The organism is Nocardioides dilutus (assembly GCF_054779555.1).
In genome coordinates, this window is the sequence record NZ_BAAGYA010000001.1 from 306,433 (window position 1) to 321,725 (window position 15,293).

A 15,293-nucleotide genomic window follows, 5' to 3' on the forward strand; every position below is an offset into this window, starting at 1 on the left:
GAAGACTAGCCGGACACTCCTGTCGGTGCGGCGTCCCGGCACGGCAGCTCGACGATGAACCGGGTGTGCTCGCCAGGGGCGCTCTCCGCCCAGACGCGCCCTCCGTGCTCCTCGACGATCCGCCTGGAGATGTAGAGACCGAGACCGGTGCCCGTCACGCTGCCGTCGCGCCCCCGGACGAACTTCTCGAAGATCCGCTCGATCTGGTCCGGGTCGACGGACCCACCCTGGTCCTGGACGACGATCCGGGCCTTGCCGTCGACCCGCTCCAGCGCCACCCGGATCATCGTGTCCGGCGGCGCGTTCTTCCGGGCGTTGTCCAGAAGGTTGGCCATCACCTGCTGCAGCCGGTCGGGGTCGCCGTGAACGACGACCGGCTCGTCGGGCACGTCGACGTAGAGCTGGTCGACGGGGCCGCCGAGGAAGCCCTCGACCGCCGTGCTGACCTCGGCGCCGAGGTCGACGTCGGTCATCGTGTAGCCGAACAGGCCGGTCTCGATGCTCTCGGTGTCGAGCACGTCGCGGGTCATCGCCTGGAGCCGGCGTGCGTTGACGAACGCCCGGCGGACCGCGGTCAGGTGTTCCTCCTCGCTCATCTGCTCCCAGTGGTCCAGGGTGGTCTGGAGGAAGCCCAGCACGCCGGCGACCGGCGTGCGGAGCTCGTGGGACACCACGGAGATGAACTCCTCCTGGGCGCGGGCCAGCTCGCGCAGCCGGCGCTCCTCCTCCTGGGCCTGCCGGAGGCGGCGCACCAGGATGGTCACCAGCACGAGCCCGACGACGAGCATGAGCAGGACCAGCACCGTCCCAGCGAGCCTCAACGGGCCGGCCAGAGGTGCCTCGAACTCCTCGCGGTCCTGGGTGAAGACGACGCGCCAGCCGACGATGGGTACGTCGGCCACGACGACCAGCGAGCCCGAGACGTCCGACAGCCCCTCGTCGAGGTCCCCCGGGTCGAGATCGGTCACGGGCTCCCCCAGCCCGCTGGACGAGCTCGTCGCGACGACGACCCCGTTGCTGTCCAGGAACCGCCAGGTCGCGGAGTCGTCGTCCGAGGCCGCGAGCGCCTGGATCTCCTGGTTGAACGCCGAGTCCTCGGTGAGCGCGGCCTCGAAGATCAGCGCGCCCCGCAGGGTGCCCGGCGTGGTGCCCGGGATCGCGATCGCGAACGCATAGCTCGGGAGGTCGGTGGTCACGCCCTCGGGGGTCACCGGAAGGACCGCGCCCGCCTGGCTGGCGAGCAGGGTCTTGGCCTCGGCCCACCCCGGCGCGTCGTAGGTGGACCCGAGCGCCCCCTCGGGGAGGAGCGTGCCGGACGTGATCTCGTCCTGGGCGTCGACGAGGAACATGCCGGACCGGGCGCTGGGGTCGAGCGCGAAGGTCTCGAGCACCGACTGGTCGGCCGTGCTGCCCGGGGTGAGCTCCCAGGGCCGGGCCCCGATGCCGGCGAGACTGCCCAGGCTGGACTCGACCCGGGCGTTGAAGCTGCGGGCCGTGGTCGAGACCCGCGAGACCTGCGCCTCCTCCAGGGCCTCGACTCCGTCGTTGGTGGCGCTTCGGAGCATCAGGATCACGGCCAGGCCCACGCCCAGCACCGTCAGGGCCGCCACGGCAGGAAGCAGCCGTTCACGCAGGGTCATCGGGGTCTCCTAGGTCCGAGACGAGGGGAACAGTTGCCGGGTGGTGCCGCGGGTAGGTCACCCGAAAACGCGCGCCGCCGCTGGGCGCGACGTGGGTCGAGACCTCGCCACCCATGGACGCGGCGAACTCGGTGACGATCGAGAGGCCGAGCCCTGCGCCGCGGGTGCGGATGACCGCGTCGCCCCTGCCCCGGAAGAATCGGCTGAAGACCTGCTCACGCTCCTGCTCCGGGACACCGGGGCCCTCGTCGTCGACGATGAGGTCGACCGTCTCGTGGTCGCCCGCGACCCTGATCCGGATGCTGCTTCCGGCGGGGGAGTACTTGGCCGCATTGCCGACCAGGTTGGTGAGCACCCTCTCGACCGCGAGCCTGGAGCCCACCACGGACAGGCCGGAGTCCGCCTGGACCTCCAGGTCGTGGTCCTCGATGAGCTCACGCAGGCCCTCGACCAGGGTGGACACCTCCTGCCCGAGGTCGATCTCGACCTTCTCGCCGTTGTAGGTGCCGCCCTGCTCGAGCCGGGAGAAGTCGAGCAGGTGCTCGACCAGGTCCGCGAGTCGTCTCGCGTTGGTGTCGACGCGCTGGGCATAGAGCAGCCCGGTCTCGGAGTCGAGCTCGTCCCAGTTGTCGACGAGCATGTTCGCGTAGCCGATCACCGCGGCGACGGGCGTACGCAGCTCATGGGACGCGGTGGCCACGAACACGGTCTTGAGGTCGTCGAGCCCGCGCATCCGGGTGATCATGTCCCGCTGGTGCGCGTAGGCCTCGGCGTTGGCGATCGCCGAGGAGAGCGTCTCCGCGGCTCCGGTGAGCGTGCGCAGGTCCAGCTCGTCGAGGTCCCGGCGCGGGCGCACCCGGAGCGCGCCGAGCGACCGTCCGCCGCGGGACAGTGGGACGTGCAGGCAGCAGCCGGCGGGCGCGGGCGCCTCGAGCGGACGGCACGGCTCGTCGGCGGTCGGCGCGTCTCGCCACGCGAAGGTCGGCCGGCCGTTGCTGCTGAGGAGGGTGACCCCCTCCAGGTCCAGCGGGGACTCCAGGACGGCGCAGCTGGCGGGGAGCACCTCGGCCAGGTCCAGGCTGTGCTGGGACACGCTGGCCAGCTCGGCGAGGGTCGCCTCGGAACGATGCCGTCGCTGCGCGTCCTCCTGCTCCGCCTGGGCGCGCCGCGCCTGGCGCACCATCGTGGCGGGCACGACCAGCCCCCCGAGCAGGATGAAGAACGCCCAGAACCAGGCTGCGGGCGGCAAGGGGCTGCGCGGCACGACGGCCTCCAGCGTCCACCCAGGGGCGTCCTCGCCCAGCTCGACACGGAACGCTGCTCCGTCGTCCGGTCTCGTCCCCGAGAGTGCCACCTGGCTGGTCGGGCCGGTGACCGCGAGCGACCCGACGTCACCCTGGAGGGAGTCGAGCGTGGTCCCCAGCACGAGGGGGGTCAGGGTGAAGCCGACCAGCGTCGCCCGACGCTCCGCCACCGTCGTGGGCGCGGGCGGGTCGTAGCGGGCCGTGACCACGACCCCGCCGTGCGCGTCGTCGAGCACGGGCCGGCCGGTGTCACGGGCCAGGGCCGCCGCTGAGTCCCCGGGCCCCTCCGGGTCCTCCACGCCGACCTGCCTCACTCCAGCGCCCCCCGCGCCGAGCGCGCTCTGCAGTTGGTCGTCGAGGGCCGCCGCCACCGGGAGAACGGCTCTCGCCGCCACCTGGCGCGCGTCCCGCTGGTCCTGGATGTCGACGTGGTCGCGCGCCTCGACCAGGACGCCGATGGACACGCCGACGGCGAACACCAGCACTACGCCCGCCCGCCAGTAGAGGCCCCACCGGCCGGCCCCCGGCGTCACGTGCCCACCACGGCTGCGCGCAGGGCTCGCAGGTTGCCCTTGGCCAGGAAGGGCACCTTGATGGCCGCCGCCCGGGCGCTGAGCTCGGGGCTCTGGTAGTTGCTGTAGATGACCACCCGGACGTCGGGGTGCTCGACCACCAGCCGTTCGGCAAGGGTCAGCCCGGTCTCGCCGGGGGGCATCCGGTGGTCGAGCACGACGACGTCTGGGCCGAGGTCCTCGACGAGCCCCTCGGCCTGCGCGGCGTCCAGGGCGCCGTGCACCTGGTGACCCTCGAGGCGCAGGTCGGTCAGGGCAAGCTCCAGCGCATCCGGGTCGTTGTCGGCGACCACCACTACAGCCATGCGCCCTCGTCCCCCCCGCGACTCCCCCGAGACGAAGTGCTCAGATTCTGGCACCGTAGCCCACTATCGGCGGGCTGAATCACTCATCGGGCGACCGAAAACCGGAGGCGCCGACCGGCAGCTGTTGGGTAGGAAGGGCCTCATGTCGTCGCCGGCCCCCACGCTCCCGCAGGGCTACGCCGCCCGCCCGATCGAGATGGCGGATGCCCAGACCGTCACTGCGCTGGTCGCGGCCGAGGAGCTCCACGACATAGGCGAGGTGCTGATCGAGGAGGCCGACTACGTCGCCGAATGGCAGCGCCCGTCGTTCGATCTCGAGACCCAGAGCATCGGGGTGTGGCGCGGCGAGCAGCTCGTCGGCTTCGCCATGGTCGACCACGACCGTGGCGACGCCGCCGTGCATCCCGACCATCGGCGCCAGGGCATCGGGACGGCCCTGGCGGGCTGGATGCAGGACTGCGCCCGCGGGCAGGGCATGCGCGTGGTGGGTGCCCCGGTCCCGCAGGGCAAGGCCGCGGACCAACTGCTCGAGAAGCTCGGCTACCGGGTCCGCTGGACCAGCTGGGTGCTCGAGCTGCTCGACGGCGCGACCATCGCCGAGCGCGATCTGCCGTCGGGCTACGCCGTCCGCGAGGCCACGCCCGACGACTACGAGGCGGTGTGGACCGTGACCGAGGACGCGTTCCTCGAGTGGTCGGAGCGCAAGCGGCAGTCCTTCGAGGACTGGCAGGCCGCGGTGCCCGGCCGGCCGGGGTTCCAGCCGTGGAACATCCGGGTCGCGACCGACCCCGCCGGCGCCGTCGTGGCGACGTCCAACATCCACGTCAGCGGCGAGCCCGGGCGTCTCGGCGCCTACATCGACCGGCTCGCCACCCACCGCGAACACCGTCACCGTGGGCTCGCCCAGGCCCTGCTCGTCGACTCGTTCCGAGTGGGCCGCGAGCACGGGGCGGTCCGGTCGGAGCTGTCCACCGACTCCCGCACCGGAGCGCTGGCCCTCTACGAGAAGGTCGGGATGTCGGTCACCTCGGTCTGGGTCAACCGAGCCAAGGACCTCTAGAGCGTCACGACCCTGGCCCTGCTCTAGAACGTGTTCTAGTGTGCGGCGATGGCCCGCACCAGCTTCGTCGTCCGCTACGACTTCCGGGCGCCCGGGGCCTCGCCGGAGCAACGGCGCGAGCTGTTCGACCGGGCGCTAGAGCAGGCGGCGTACGCCGAGGCGCACGGCCAGCAGGCGCTGATGCTCTCCGAGCACCACGCCTCCCCCGACGGCTACCTGCCCAGCCCGATCCCGATGGCCGCGGCCTTCGCCGCCGTCACCTCGACGATCCCGATCTCGGTCGCCGCGCTGCTCGTCAACCTCTACGACCCGATCCGGCTGGCGGAAGAGATCGCGGTGCTCGACCACCTGTCGGGCGGGCGGGTCAACTACACGCTCGGCCTCGGCTACCGGCGTGAGGAGTACGACCTGTTCGGCGTCGCGTGGGCGACCCGCGGCGCGGACGTCGAAGCTCGGATCCGCCGGATGCTCGAGGCCTGGGAGACCGGCGCGGTGACGCCGGGCCCCTACTCCCGGCCGCACCCGGTGCTCTTCTACGGCGGTGGCTCGGTGGCGGCCGCCAGGCGGGCCGCCCGGCTGGGCCTCAACTTCCAGCCGCAGATCGGCGGTCCCGAGCTCAAGGCGGTCTACGAGGACGAGTGCCGCGCCCACGGTCGCGAGCCCGGCTACACGCTGCTGGCCCCCTCAGGCCCGGCCAACGTGTTCTGCGCCGCGGACCCCGACCGGTTCTGGGCCGAGCACGGCCACCACCTGCTGGCCGACGCGCAGGGCTATGCGGCCTGGCGGTCCGCCGACACCGCGTCGTACGTCCGCGACGACTCGGGCTCCGTCGAGGAGATGCAGACCGCCGGGGTCTACGTAGTGCACACGGCCGATGACCTGATCGAGCGGTGCCGGGCCGGCGAGATCCGGCTGGTGACCAGCCATCCGGCCTGCGGTGGTCTCCCGGCCGAGCCGTCGTGGGAGAGCCTGCGGCTCATCTGCGAGACGGTCATCCCGGCTGTTCGGGGCTAGTCCCGCCGACAATGGCATCCATGACCGAACTCCACGTCGTCCGCCGCGAGCCGCATGGCACCCCGCACCCGACGCCGCTGCTCTTCGTGCACGGGGCCTGGCACGGCGCGTGGTGCTGGGAGGAGCACTTCCTCGACCACTTCGCCCAGCAGGGGTTCCGGGTCGCGGCGCTCGACCTCCGCGGGCACGGCTCCTCACCGGCCCGGGGACGGTTCCGCACCCGTCGGCTGCGGCACTATGTCGCCGACGTGGCGGAGGTCGCCGCCACCTTCGACACCCCACCGGTCGTGGTCGGGCACTCGATGGGCGGCATGGTCGTCCAGAAGTACCTCGAGAAGCACCCGGCCCCCGGTGCCGTGCTCCTCGCCTCCGGCCCGCCGCGCGGCGTGGTCGGCGTCACGCTCAGGGTGCTGCGCCAGCACCCGCTCACCTTCCTGAGGATGAACGCCACCTGGTCGCTCTACCCGTTGGTGGCCGACCCCGACGACGCCCGGGCGCTGTTCTTCAGCGACGGTCTCGACGACGTGACCGCCCTCGGCTACACCGCGAGGCTCCAGGACGAGTCCTATCTCGCGTTCCTCGACATGCTGCTGCTCGACCTGCCCCGGCCCAAGCGCGTGGCCACCGACGTGCTCGTGCTCGGTGGCAAGCTGGACACGATCTTCCCCCCGCCGGAGGTGCACGCCACCGCGAAGGCGTACGGCACCACCGCGGTGATGTTCGACGGCGCACACGACCTGATGCTCGAGCCGTGCTGGCCCGAGGTGGCGACCGCCATCAGCGAATGGGTGCCTCGCTGATCTCGCCGCTCACCGGAACGGAGACGTGGCACGCTCGAAGAAGTCGACGAACATCCGGGCCGCCGTGACGCCTTGCGATCTTCTGTTGATCCCTCCCCCTGCGCCCGGCCACGCGTTCGGGAACTTGTGGCCGAGCCCCCGGAGCACCACGAAGTGGAAGGCGTTGCCACGAGTGTTCCCCGGGACGGGGGTGTCCCAGGTCATCACCGGGGCCCACGTGGCGGGTTGGGCGACCCCGATCGGCGGGCCGACCGTGGCGACGTTGGCCAGGTCGTCCTCGCGCCAGGCGCTGTCCTGCAACTGCTGTGAGGTCGCGAAGGCGTCGAGCTGGGGTCCCGCAGCGGAGTACACGGTCGCGGCGTCCTCGGGGATCTCGGGGATGCCTACGGCGTACCGGTCGTCGACCGAACCGACGCCGACGAGGAGGGGCACCGGCCTGGCGGCCGTGTCCACGGGAGACAGGGCGCACTCGCTCATGCTTCCGGCCCAGTCACCCGCAGCGGCGAAGACACGGGAGCGCTCCGCCGCCAGGCGCGCCACGAACTGGCCGCCGTTGGAGAAGCCGGCGGCGAACACCCGGCGCCGGTCGATGGGAAGCTGCCGCCTCAGGTCACGGAGGATCGCGTCCACGAACGCCACGTCGTCGGCCAGCGCCGAGGGATCCACGACCCGGCACGGCTGGCCATAGTCGACCCACTTCGTCGGCATGCCTCCGCCCTCGGCCGGAGTGAGACGGTAGGCCAGCGCCGAGGGGAAGACCGCGATGAACCTCTTGACCTTGGCCAGCTCCCGGAACCGGCTGACATTCCAGTACTGCTCGCCGGTCCCTGAGGTCCCGTGGAAGAAGACGACGACGGGGATCTTGTCGTCGCGCCGCAGCGCCCCCGGCGGAACGGCGACGACGAACCGGCGTTGGGCGGGTGACCCGGCCGGGGTCACCAGCCGACAGTTCGCCTTGGAGGTGCTCGCGCGGTAGGGCCGTCCGATGCGGTGGTCCACCGTGTTGACGCAGATCCGGTTCCAGTCCTTGCGGCTCAGCTTTCGCTGGCCCAGTGGCACCGCCTCCCGGTGCCCGCTGCTCGCGGTGTCTCCGGGCGTGACGGGCGTGACGGGCGCGGAGGGCACGGCGGCGTTCGTGGACCCGTGTGGGCCGACCAGCAGTAGGGCGAGCGAGCAACCGAGTGCGACGAGCAGCCCCGAGCGGCGGCGTGGACGACGTGCTGAGGATGCGGTCATGGCTGGCACCGTAGGGGGACCCGCGCCCACCAGCATCAGGGAAATCCCTAATCAGTGGCCTGCTTGGCTGCTTCGGCGCCGCTGAGCGTTCCGACCGCATAGGCAGCCGCGAGCTCGGCGCGCTTGTTCGCGCCGGTCTTCCGGAAGATCTTGCCGAGGTGGAACTCGACCGTCTTGGCCGACACGAAGAGCGCTGCGGCGATCTCACGGTTGGTGAAGCCACGGGCGACCAACTCGGCGATGCGGTGCTCCCGGTCGGTGAGCGGTTCGGGCCCGGTGGACGCCCGTCGGCGCCGGCCACCGACGGCCGCCAGCTCCGCCGCCGCGCGGGACGCCCACGGCTCGGCGCCCAGCCCCTCGAAGTGCTCCAGCGCCTCCCGGAGCCAGCGCCGGGCCTCCCGGGGGCGCTGGTCGCGCCGCAGTCGTTCACCGTGCACCAGCAACGTGCGCGCGCGCTCGAAGGGTGAGCCATCCGGGCCGTGGTGCTCGAGCGCGGCGGTGAAGGCCGCGTCCGGATCGTCCTCGAGCAGGATCTTGCCCCTCGCGACCCACGCCAGCGCCAGGGCGGACCGGTAGAGGTCCGCGCGGTCGCTGAGGATCCGCAGCTGCCGTCGCGCCTCGTCGCGTCGGCCGCCCCTGGCCAGCGCCTCCACCGCGTCGACACGCCACGGGATCATCGTCGGCTCCAGGATGCCCAGCTGCTCGTCGAGCTCGTCCAGACCGGGCACCAGCCCACTCGCCCGCTCCACGTCGCCGTCCCCCAGCGCCAGGAAGAGTCGCGTGGCCCGCTCATAGCCGAGCAGGGCGCCCATGTCACGGTCTCCCGCGAAGGTGGCCACCTCGTCCAGCAGCGCGACGGCCTCGGCCCGCCGACCGCAGGCGGCGCGCAGCCGGGCGAGCACCACGCTGGCCATGCACACGACGGAGGTCTGGTGGGTCTCCACCGCCAGGGCCCTCGCCTCCTCGGCGAGCGGGTCCGCGGACGCCCAGCCGCCGCGCCGGTAGGCGGCGTCGGACGCGGTGGCAAGCAGGAACGGCAGCGCCGTCAGGTCGCCGCGGTCCCGCAGGTCGTCGATGAAGAGGGTGCACACGCTCTGCGCCTCGGCGTACCGCCCCAGCCCGACCGTCGTCTGCAGGGCCAGGGGCAGGGCGAGGGCCTGCCCACCGGGTGACACCTCTGCGGCGATCGCCTGGAGCCGGTCCAGCGCATCGGCAGCCCCCTCGGGGTCCCCGCGATAGGCCAGCCCGGCCGCCAGCGTGGCCAGCACCCCGGCTCGGCTGTCCGGGTCGCTCCCGGCGGCCAACCTGGCCGCGCCGGCCTCCGCGTGCGAACGGGACGAGCGGCAGTCCCCGCGGACCAGGGCGCAGTAGGAGGCCAGCGCCAACATCGACGCGGACAGGTCGTGGTCGACATCGGTCGTGCGGGTGGCGGACTCGGCCATCTCGCGCTCGACGGCGAGGAGATCCGTGGAGGCACGGTGACGCGCCAAGCCCAGGACGTACCGGAGTCTGAGCTGGGTCGGCGAGTCCGCGGCCGCCCGGCATCTCCCGGCCTCCACCAGCGCGGTCACCTGGTCGAGACCCGCGTTGCCCGTCAACGCGAGGCTGGCGGCCCACAGCAGCCAGTCGGCGGCCTGCCGGTCGTCGGCGATGAGGTCGCAGGCACGCCGCAGCGCGCGCACGGCCGTGTCGTAGGCGCGCCGCTCGGCGGCCCTCGTCGCCAGCCCCACCAGCGCCTCGGCCGCCGACTCATCCAGCCCGACCGCCGCGGCCGCCAGATGCCAGGGCTTCTCGTCCTCGCCGACCACCCGCGCGAGGGCGAGATGCGCCTCACGGCGCTGCGAGCCGTCGGCCCGGTGGTAGCAGGCGCCACGCAGGAGCGGGTGGGCCAAGATCACCTCGCCCTCGGCCAGGGCGATCATGCCCCGGTCGGCCAGCCCGACCAGCGTTTCGGCAGGGATGCCCAGCCCTCTCAGGGCCGCAGTCAGCGTGCTGGCCCGCGCGGTGTGGGCGGCGGCGCAGACCAGAAGTGCCCGCGCCTCCTGCGCGGGCAGCCGGCGCAGCCGCTCGTCGAAAGCCAGGTGCAGGCGTCCGGACGCCCGTAGCGGTGTCGCCACCGGCGCGGTGCCGCGGCGCTGCTCGGCAGTCATCGACTCGAGCAGGTCCACGAGCGCCAGGGGGTTGCCAGCCGCCTCCTCGACCACCAGCTGGCGCACCTGAACGGCGGTGTCGGGGGACCGGTCGACGACGACGTCGTGGGCGGACTGCGGTGGGAGCGGGCCGAGCTCGACCGTGTCGACCCCGAGCACCCACTCCGGCACCCGGTCGTCCACCCGGCGAACGAGGAGCAGTCCGACATCGAGCTCCCACACCCGCTTGGCGAGGAAGGCCAGGCAGTCCAGCGACGGCGCGTCCACCCACGGCACGTCGTCGACCACCAGCAACACCGGCCGCTCCTGCGCCTCGGCGCGGATCAGACCGAGGGCGGCCACGGCCACCGCCAACGGGTCCCCCCGGACGGCGGGTCCCAGCGCCAGGGCGCCGCTCAGTGCCGTCGCCTGACGCGTAGGCAGCGTGTCGATATGCGCGTGCAGCGGTTCGAGCAGCTGGCCGAGCGTCGCGTGGGGAAGAACAGCGGCCGTCTGGACGCCGATCCCCCGCAGGGTGGTGCCGGGCCAGCGTGAGACGAGCTCGTCGGCCACCACCGTCTTGCCGATCCCGGCCGGCCCGGCCAGGCTGACGACGCCTCCGCGGGCGGGCTGTCGGGACCGCAGTCGCTCCTCGAGCTCGGAGATCACCGCTGCCCGGCCGACCATCACCCGGGCAGGCTAGCGCTGGTCGCCGAGCCGAGTCGGGCTGTTGGACGCGACGTCCGGCGCTGCCGAGTCTCAGCGAATGGGGGCTCCGCTGATCGCCCGGGCGATGACCAGCCGCTGGATCTCCGAGGTTCCCTCGAAGATGGTGTAGATCTTGGCGTCGCGCGCCATCCGCTCGACCGGGTACTCCCGGGTGAAGCCGTTGCCTCCCAGGATCTGCATCGCCTGGCCGGTGACCTTGACCGCCGTCTCGCCGGCGAACAGCTTGGACATCGAGCCCTCGGCGGCCTCGAACGGCCGGCCCTGGCGGGCCATCTGCGCGGCCCGCCAGACGAGCAGCCGGCTGGCGTCGATGGCCACCTTCATGTCGGCGAGCATGAACGCGATGCCCTGGTTCTCGATGATGGCCTTGCCGAACTGCTCCCGCGTCTTCGCATAGTCCAGCGCCACCTCGTAGGCCGCCCTGGCGATGCCAACGGCCTGGGCGCCCACCGCCGGGCGGGTCCGCTCGAACGTCGCCATCGAGGCGTTGCTGCGGATCTCCCCCGACCTCTTTGGTGCCGCTGCGCCCTCCCGTGCCCGGGCCAGCCGGGCGTCGAGCTTGTCCTTGCCGCCGAGCAGGCACCGGCCGGGGATCCGCACGTCCTCGAGGACGACCTCGGCGGTGTGTGACGCGCGGATGCCGTGCTTGTGGAACTTCTGCCCCTGGCTGAGCCCCCGGGTGCCGGGCGGGACGACGAAGCTGGCCTGACCGCGGGTGCGCAGGTCCGGGTCGACGACGGCGGTGACCACGTGGACGTCGGCGATGCCGCCGTTGGTGGCCCAGGTCTTGGTGCCGTTGAGCACCCACTCGTCGGTGGCCTCGTCATAGCGCGCCCGGGTGCGCATCGCGCCGACGTCGCTGCCGGCGTCCGGCTCGGAGGAGCAGAACGCCCCGAGCTTGAGGTCGCCAGGGGTGCCGAACATGGCCGGCACCCACTCCCCGACCTGCTCGTCGGTCCCATTGGCACGGACGCCGGCCGCGGCGAGCGACGTGCCGACGATGGACAGCCCGATCCCCGCGTCACCCCAGAAGAGCTCCTCCATGGTGATGGGGAACCCGAGTCCGGTCGGGTCGAAGGCCTGGGTGGCGATGAAGTCGACCGAGTAGAGGCCGACCTTGGCGGCCTCCTCGACCACCGGCCACGGGAACTCCTCGCGCTCGTCCCACTCCGCGGCCGCCGGCCGGACGACCTCGGCGGCGAAGTCGTGCACCCACGAGCGCAGCTCGAGGTGGTCGGGCCCGAGCTCGAAGTCGGGCTTCAGCGGCTCAGTCATGAACGGTGAAGAAGTAGGTGCCGACCTTCTCCCCGCCGACGAACCAGGTCACCTTGTGCTTGCCGATCTTGTTGCTGGTGATCGAGACGCCGGACTTCACACCCTTCTTCGCCGGCTGGTGGCTCGCGCAGAGCTTCTCCTTGCTGGGGAACTTCACGCACACCTTGTAGGTCGCCGCCTGGTCCTTGCTGAGGAAGATCGCGGTCTTGGGCTTGGCGACACCGCACGTGGTGGCCGGGGGCGCCGACTTCTTGGCGCTGCACACGACGTACGTCTTGTAGCGGGGCGGATCCGCGACCCCCGCCGCGGAGGCCGTCGAGCCCGCAGGCGCGACGAGCAGCAGGGCGCCGACCACGCCCGCGGGAGTCCGCCACATGCGGACGAATCTAGCCGCTCAGGGCTGCGACGTCGCTCGATGGCCGGATCCGGCCATGGCGAGGATGGCCGGGTCGCGCGATGAGCCGCGACCCGGCGCGCCGGTGGGATGGAGCGGTGCTCGGGAGCAGCCCGAGGACGACGACCGACCGGAGTGATGACCATGACCACGACCACAACCACGAGCACGACCGCCACCGTCAGGACCTACCAGCCGCCCACGGGCGTCGCCGCGCTGTGGGAGCGCCTCGACGCAGCCCTGTATGACCCCTTCCTGGCCAAGGGCGAGCGAAAGGGCATGGCCCGGCGGCGCGCCGAGCTGCTCGAGACGGCCGGCGGCCGGGTGCTCGAGGTCGGTGCCGGCACCGGGCTCAACGTCGACCACTACCCGGCCGGACTCGAGGCACTCGTGCTCACCGAACCGGTCGCCGCGATGGCCGAGCGGCTGCGCCGCCGAGTGGCCGCGCACGGCCGACTGGCGCACGCCGAGATCGTCGAGGCGCCCGCCGAGGTGCTGCCGTTCCCGACGGGCAGCTTCGACACCGTCGTCTCCACGATGGTGCTGTGCACCGTGGTGGACGTCGAGTCCGCGCTCTCCGAGGTCGCTCGGGTGCTGGCGCCGGGCGGCAGGCTGCTCTTCATCGAGCACGTCCACGCCGACGGGACCCGCCTCGGCCGCTGGCAGCGTCGGTTGTCGGGGGCGTGGGCCGCCTATGCCCAGGGCTGCCGCTGCGACCGGGACCTCGTCGGTGCCATCCGGTCACACTTCGAGCTCCTCGAGACGACGACCGCAGAGTGGACCGGCATGCCCGCCCTGGTCCGACCGCTCGTCGTCGGGTCCGCGACGCCTGTGCGCACAGCCCAGGCCGGCGCCTGGGCCCACCACGTGGGGGACCTGGTCTCACTAGACTCGGTGGGTGCCGAGCGATGAGCAGCACGTGCGCCACGCCGACGTGGCCGGTCGCTCGGTGGCCTGGGCCGAGACGGGCTCCGGCCCGCCCCTGGTCGTCGGTGGCTGGTGGTCCAGCCACCTCGGGGTCGACTGGCGCAACGCCCGGTTCCGCCGGTTCGTGAGCCGCCTGGGCGAGCACTTCCGGGTCATCCGCTACGACCGGCCCGGGTGCGGGCTCTCGGACCGCGACGGCCCTTCGCCCTCCTCGCTGGAGGAGGAGGTCGCCGTGCTGGTGGGGCTTGCCGATGCCCTGGAGCTGGACACCTTCGCCGCGTTCGGCGCGAGCTCGGGGTCAGCGGCTGCCGTCGGCGCCGCCGCTGCGCTGGCGTCCGACCAGCCCGGTCGGATGGCCGGGCTGGTTCTCTACGGCGGCTACGCGTGCGGCGCCGACATCGCGTCGCCTGCTGCGAGGGATGCCGTGCTCGACGTCGTCCGCGGTCACTGGGGGCTCGGGTCCCGGGTGCTCGCTGACGTGTTCATGCCCAGTGCCGGCGCGGCCGACCGCAGCGAGTTCGCCAGGTTCCAGCGCACCTTCGGCACACCGGAGGTGGCCGCGGCCCAGCTCGAGCACGTGTATGCCCTGGACATCCGATCCGCATTACCGGCGCTGGCCGACGTCCCGACTCTCGTGCTCCACCGCCGCGACGACCGGGCGATCCCCTACTGGCTCGGCGAGGACCTGGCGGCCCGGATCCCCAACTCGCACTTCGTGCCCCTGCCCGGTCAGGACCACTTCCCCTGGCTGGGGGATGCGGCGTCGGTCCTCGACGCGACGATCGCGCACCTGCGCGGCCGGGACGCCCGGCAGGCAGTTGCGACTCAGGGGGACCCGGTGCCGCTGACCGCCCGGGAGCTCGAGGTCCTCCGGCTCGTCGCCGCCGGCCTCACCGACACCGAGATCGCCACCCAGCTCGTCCTCAGCTCGCACACGGTGCACCGGCACGTGTCCAACATCCGCATCAAGCTGGGCGTCACGACCAGGGCCGCCGCCGCGGCGTGGGCCGCCCAGCACACCAGGCTGTGAGCCGCCTGCGACTCCGCGCGCCGAGGTAGCAGACTGCACCGCGTGGCCGACCTCTCGCGATACGACGACTGGCTCGCCTGGCTGGCCGCACGTGCCGCGGCCGACGACGACGTGCTGGTGGCCTGGGTCGGCGGGTCGGCCGTCACCGGCGGCTGGGACGAGTGGTCCGACCTCGACGTCGACGTCCTGTGCCGGCCGGGCACCGCGGTGGCGGCCTACGAGCGGTGGCTCGCCGACCTGCTGGATGCCTTCGAGCCCGCGTCGGTGTGGGACACCCCGAGGGAGTGGCGCCCCGACGGTCGCCAGTGCTTCGTCTGCATGCAGCAGCGACCGGGGCTGCTGGAGGAGCCGACCGTCCTGGTCGACCTGGTGATGTCGGACCTCTCCGAGGAGCACCGCCACCTCGACGTACGCCGGCACGGGACTCCGCTCGTCCTGCACGACCCCGGGGGTCTGCTCGTCCTGCGTCCCGAGGACGCCGGCGAGACGGCCCGCGCGATCGCGGAGGCGGTCGACCAGGTGCGGCAGAAGCGGCCGACGTCGCAATGGCTGGTCAACCGGGCGCTCGCCCGGGGGCACGTGGCCGAGGGCGTCGACCTCTATCTCCGGCACGGGCTGCACCTGCTGGTGCGGCTGCTGCGGGCGGAGCACTGCCCGGAACGCCACGACTACGGGCTGCGCTACCTGCGTGACGACCTGCCCGCGGCGGTGGCGGACCGGGTCGAGGCGCTGGTGCCGGGGTGTTCCCCCCGACCGCTTCGTGAGCTCTCGGACCTGACCTTCGCCTGGATCGACGAGCTGCTCGGGTGACGTCGTCGAGACCCGTTTGGCCTATGGTCGCGCCGCTGCCTGGCGGCTAGCCTGCCGAGGGGCAAGGG

At 72.6% G+C, this 15,293-nt stretch carries 13 protein-coding genes; 6 read left to right on the forward strand and 7 right to left on the reverse strand.

Annotated elements, in window-relative coordinates; all coding sequences use genetic code 11:
* Positions 1-5: 5 nt before the first annotated feature.
* From ACYVC6_RS01475 to ACYVC6_RS01485, 3 genes are read right to left on the reverse strand one after another with little or no spacing between them, the layout of a single operon-like run.
* The gene (locus tag ACYVC6_RS01475; protein WP_460710230.1) at positions 6-1,640 is read right to left on the reverse strand and encodes a sensor histidine kinase; all 1,635 of its coding nucleotides are present in this window, start codon (positions 1,638-1,640) and stop codon (positions 6-8) included.
* Positions 1,627-3,477: a sensor histidine kinase gene (locus ACYVC6_RS01480; protein ID WP_460710232.1), complete on the reverse strand. Its 1,851-nt coding sequence runs from the start codon at positions 3,475-3,477 to the stop codon at positions 1,627-1,629. Before ACYVC6_RS01480 ends, ACYVC6_RS01475 begins: the two co-directional genes overlap by 14 nt.
* On the reverse strand, positions 3,474-3,821 hold the full coding sequence (locus ACYVC6_RS01485; RefSeq protein ID WP_460710234.1) for a response regulator: 348 nt from the start codon (positions 3,819-3,821) through the stop codon (positions 3,474-3,476). The genes ACYVC6_RS01480 and ACYVC6_RS01485 overlap by 4 nt, the downstream gene beginning before the upstream one ends.
* Positions 3,822-3,963: 142 nt before the next feature.
* Here ACYVC6_RS01485 and ACYVC6_RS01490 point away from each other — a divergent pair, with 142 nt between their 5' ends.
* From ACYVC6_RS01490 to ACYVC6_RS01500, 3 genes are read left to right on the forward strand one after another with little or no spacing between them, the layout of a single operon-like run.
* Entirely contained in the window at positions 3,964-4,881 is a 918-nt protein-coding gene (locus ACYVC6_RS01490) for a GNAT family N-acetyltransferase (RefSeq protein WP_460710237.1), read from the forward strand.
* Between the two features lie 48 nt (positions 4,882-4,929).
* Positions 4,930-5,895 carry an LLM class flavin-dependent oxidoreductase gene (locus ACYVC6_RS01495; RefSeq protein WP_460710239.1) on the forward strand — a complete coding sequence of 322 codons (966 nt, stop codon included), beginning with the start codon at positions 4,930-4,932 and terminating at the stop codon, positions 5,893-5,895.
* A 20-nt stretch (positions 5,896-5,915) separates the two neighbouring features.
* Positions 5,916-6,695 carry an alpha/beta hydrolase gene (locus ACYVC6_RS01500; RefSeq protein ID WP_460710242.1) on the forward strand — a complete coding sequence of 260 codons (780 nt, stop codon included), beginning with the start codon at positions 5,916-5,918 and terminating at the stop codon, positions 6,693-6,695.
* Positions 6,696-6,704: 9 nt separating this feature from the next.
* Here the strand turns inward: ACYVC6_RS01500 and ACYVC6_RS01505 are convergent, their stop codons facing one another.
* From ACYVC6_RS01505 to ACYVC6_RS01520, 4 genes are all read right to left on the reverse strand, one after another.
* Positions 6,705-7,931 (reverse strand): CE1 family esterase, encoded by a 1,227-nt coding sequence (locus tag ACYVC6_RS01505; protein ID WP_460710244.1) that lies wholly within the window; start codon positions 7,929-7,931, stop codon positions 6,705-6,707.
* Positions 7,932-7,978: 47 nt separating this feature from the next.
* Positions 7,979-10,747 (reverse strand): AAA family ATPase, encoded by a 2,769-nt coding sequence (locus tag ACYVC6_RS01510; protein WP_460713284.1) that lies wholly within the window; start codon positions 10,745-10,747, stop codon positions 7,979-7,981.
* 72 nt (positions 10,748-10,819) lie between these two features.
* Complete coding sequence (locus ACYVC6_RS01515) at positions 10,820-12,064, reverse strand: acyl-CoA dehydrogenase family protein (RefSeq protein WP_460710246.1); 1,245 nt, start codon at positions 12,062-12,064, stop codon at positions 10,820-10,822.
* Positions 12,057-12,440 carry a hypothetical protein gene (locus tag ACYVC6_RS01520; protein ID WP_460710248.1) on the reverse strand — a complete coding sequence of 128 codons (384 nt, stop codon included), beginning with the start codon at positions 12,438-12,440 and terminating at the stop codon, positions 12,057-12,059. The genes ACYVC6_RS01515 and ACYVC6_RS01520 overlap by 8 nt, the downstream gene beginning before the upstream one ends.
* A gap of 162 nt (positions 12,441-12,602) precedes the next feature.
* On the opposite strand from ACYVC6_RS01520, the gene ACYVC6_RS01525 reads away from it, so the two are divergent.
* The 3 genes from ACYVC6_RS01525 to ACYVC6_RS01535 are packed head-to-tail and all read left to right on the forward strand — an operon-like array spanning position 12,603 to position 15,225.
* A complete protein-coding gene (locus ACYVC6_RS01525) occupies positions 12,603-13,370 on the forward strand; it encodes a class I SAM-dependent methyltransferase (protein WP_460710250.1) in 768 nt (255 codons plus the stop codon).
* On the forward strand, positions 13,357-14,415 hold the full coding sequence (locus ACYVC6_RS01530) for an alpha/beta fold hydrolase (protein ID WP_460710252.1): 1,059 nt from the start codon (positions 13,357-13,359) through the stop codon (positions 14,413-14,415). Before ACYVC6_RS01525 ends, ACYVC6_RS01530 begins: the two co-directional genes overlap by 14 nt.
* A gap of 42 nt (positions 14,416-14,457) precedes the next feature.
* Positions 14,458-15,225, forward strand: coding sequence for a hypothetical protein (locus tag ACYVC6_RS01535; protein WP_460710253.1), 768 nt, complete (start codon positions 14,458-14,460; stop codon positions 15,223-15,225).
* Positions 15,226-15,293: the final 68 nt, after the last annotated feature.

Excerpts from the sequence above, each read along its gene's own strand:
- ACYVC6_RS01475 (WP_460710230.1), bottom strand. The coding sequence starts at position 1,640 with ATGACCCTGCGTGAACGGCTGCTTCCTGCCGTGGCGGCCCTGACGGTG.
- ACYVC6_RS01485 (WP_460710234.1), bottom strand. The coding sequence starts at position 3,821 with ATGGCTGTAGTGGTGGTCGCCGACAACGACCCGGATGCGCTGGAGCTT.
- ACYVC6_RS01490 (WP_460710237.1), top strand. The coding sequence starts at position 3,964 with ATGTCGTCGCCGGCCCCCACGCTCCCGCAGGGCTACGCCGCCCGCCCG.
- ACYVC6_RS01495 (WP_460710239.1), top strand. The coding sequence starts at position 4,930 with ATGGCCCGCACCAGCTTCGTCGTCCGCTACGACTTCCGGGCGCCCGGG.
- ACYVC6_RS01500 (WP_460710242.1), top strand. The coding sequence starts at position 5,916 with ATGACCGAACTCCACGTCGTCCGCCGCGAGCCGCATGGCACCCCGCAC.
- ACYVC6_RS01505 (WP_460710244.1), bottom strand. The coding sequence starts at position 7,931 with ATGACCGCATCCTCAGCACGTCGTCCACGCCGCCGCTCGGGGCTGCTC.
- ACYVC6_RS01510 (WP_460713284.1), bottom strand. The coding sequence starts at position 10,747 with ATGGTCGGCCGGGCAGCGGTGATCTCCGAGCTCGAGGAGCGACTGCGG.
- ACYVC6_RS01515 (WP_460710246.1), bottom strand. The coding sequence starts at position 12,064 with ATGACTGAGCCGCTGAAGCCCGACTTCGAGCTCGGGCCCGACCACCTC.
- ACYVC6_RS01520 (WP_460710248.1), bottom strand. The coding sequence starts at position 12,440 with ATGTGGCGGACTCCCGCGGGCGTGGTCGGCGCCCTGCTGCTCGTCGCG.
- ACYVC6_RS01525 (WP_460710250.1), top strand. The coding sequence starts at position 12,603 with ATGACCACGACCACAACCACGAGCACGACCGCCACCGTCAGGACCTAC.